We start from the raw sequence: 2,205 nt of genomic DNA, 5'->3' as shown, positions 1-2,205 counted from the left end.
TGCCAATACACCGGTTCCCTGTCGAATCCGGAGGGCTCACAAACATGCCGCGCGCCCCCGCCCCCGTCGACGACGCTGTGACAGTCTCCACTGGAGAGGGGAATCTGAAGTCGGAGGAAGGTGAGTTGAAGCGCCAGGCCCAGGTGTCTGACCTCCCGGAAGCCAAAGACAATCTGCTCACCCCGAACAGCGGCACATCCGACCGATCATGACACGCATGACTTCACATCCGGCTGAGGCAGGGGCCTGAGTTTGGCCGAGCCGAGTGTCAGTCGCTTCCTCTCGACTCGAGGAACGTTTTGCTCGGTCTCAGGTTAGGTATCTGTCGCCGCACACTCATCGCGCTCGCAGGGCTGCTGCAAGCTAGCCCTCCGATTTACGTTATCCGTGGAGACGAGGATTGGAGCCTCGAGCGTCTTGCCAGATCGAAGATTCAAGGGAGCTTGTGTTGCATGCAGGTTTTTGCCAACCCGGTCGGGCCCGGCGTGCTCTGGTTCGACAACACCGCCACAGCGGACGGCACCCCGGTTGCCTACGACCCTCAGGCGCGCGCGTTCGTTCCCGTGCCCCCGTACTGCGCCAATCGCGAGATCATCGGCTGCAACTGGATTGCACCGGAACCGGGCGCGTTCTGCCGGTCCTGCGCAATGACGGCTCTGGCTCCCGAGACCTCAATTCCTAACGCGGTGCCGAACTGGGCCAAGACCGAGGCAGCGAAGCGCTGGGTTATCGACAATCTCGGCCGCTGGCACTGGTTCCGTCCCGAGGATTCAGGCACGCGTCCTGTTTTTAACATGCTGGCCGAAGGTCCTACTCCTGTCCTGATGGGCCATGCTGACGGCGTGGTGACCATCAGTGTGGCCGAGGCTGATCCGGTATTGAGCACGACCCGCCGCGAAGCATTGCACGAACCCTACCGGACCATGATCGGACACATGCGCCACGAGATCGCGCATATGCTCTGGTGGCGTCTCAGCTTACGGGCTGATTTTCTTGATGCGTTCCGTTCCATGTTCGGCGACGAGCGGGCGGATTATCAGGCAGCGCTGCAGCGCCACTACGGCAACGGACCACCTGTTGACTGGCGGCAGCATTACCTCACCACCTATGCCTCGGCGCATCCGCACGAGGACTGGGCCGAGACGGCCGCTCATCTGCTTCACCTGACAGATATCTGTGACAGTGTCGCCGCTGGGCTTGGCTCAGCGGAACTACCATATCCGCGATGGGACCCCTATGCCGAGTCGGATGCAAGAAAGCTGATCCGTGTCGCTGTTGGGCTGGTCGTGGGTGTTAATCACATCAACCGCTCCATGGGATTGTCTGATGTCTATCCGTTCATGTTGTCGGAGACTGCGCAACGCAAACTCGCATTCGTACATGATTGGCTGCGGAGGGGTGCTCATGGGCGATAACAGACCACGCTGGGAACACGGTGGCTTGTGTGCGTTGAGGTGGTGAAGCCATGCGGCCATCAAAAGGGCGTTCGCCACGCTCGCACGCAGGCGAGAAGGTTGCTGATTTCGGAAAGCGGACGTTTTTTTTTGACATGCTACCTCTGCCCAAATGGGCAGTCATCGTGTCCGCTCTGGTTCTGCTCAGATCGCGCAGCCCTCGGCCGCCTGCCGATGCACTTCGGACTCGCGCGAGGTAGCTGATGAGACCTGTGCCCCATGCGGCTTGACGAGGACTGGAGCTTGCGCCGAAAGGTTATTGGCAGTCTGCGGACCTTCCGGTCATTCGCTGCGACTGCTCCGTATTTGTTCGCAGCTGCGGCGACGCCAAAGTGGACGGGCGGACAGCGGACCAATGCACATGCGGCAATGCCGTCGCAGCATCTGGTGCAAGCCGCCATTCGACCAAGTGCGACCTACCGGGGACCGGGGCATTAGCGTAGACCAAGGAACTGTCGCCTTGGCTATTCCCCAGCAAGCGGCAGAATCAAGCGGTCACAGGTTCCGCGCCCCGGACGACTCAGGAGTTGGAAGCGCCCATTATAAAGCCGGGCGGCGCCATCAACGAAACTGAGGCCCAAGCCTACATCATTCTCGCGCTCCGGGGCGTGTCGCACTTCCAGGGCATCGGCCAAGATTACATCGCCGAGATGTTCGTCTGGCTCGCGGCCTTCGCCTCCCTCACGGTCGCCGTCGCCGGCACGATGTTCCTCCGCCTGGCGGACCCGTCGCAAGTCGCCGTACGCTTAGA

Annotated in this window: 3 protein-coding genes; all 3 read left to right on the top strand. The window is 61.2% G+C overall.

The genetic code is table 11. The features are described from left to right. Positions 1–212, top strand: a 212-nt coding sequence (locus tag IM708_RS20755; protein ID WP_209428452.1) for a hypothetical protein, incomplete at its 5' end; no start/stop codon positions are given. A gap of 240 nt (positions 213–452) precedes the next feature. Next, entirely contained in the window at positions 453–1,415 is a 963-nt protein-coding gene (locus IM708_RS20750) for a putative zinc-binding metallopeptidase (RefSeq protein ID WP_209428451.1), read from the top strand. Between the two features lie 566 nt (positions 1,416–1,981). Then, the coding region (locus IM708_RS20745) for a hypothetical protein (RefSeq protein ID WP_209428450.1) at positions 1,982–2,205 on the top strand (224 nt) is incomplete at its 3' end.

The organism is Pararhodobacter sp. SW119 (genome assembly GCF_017811755.1).
Taxonomy (GTDB): domain Bacteria; phylum Pseudomonadota; class Alphaproteobacteria; order Rhodobacterales; family Rhodobacteraceae; genus Pararhodobacter.
This window is presented reverse-complemented; position numbering and strand designations above follow the sequence as displayed.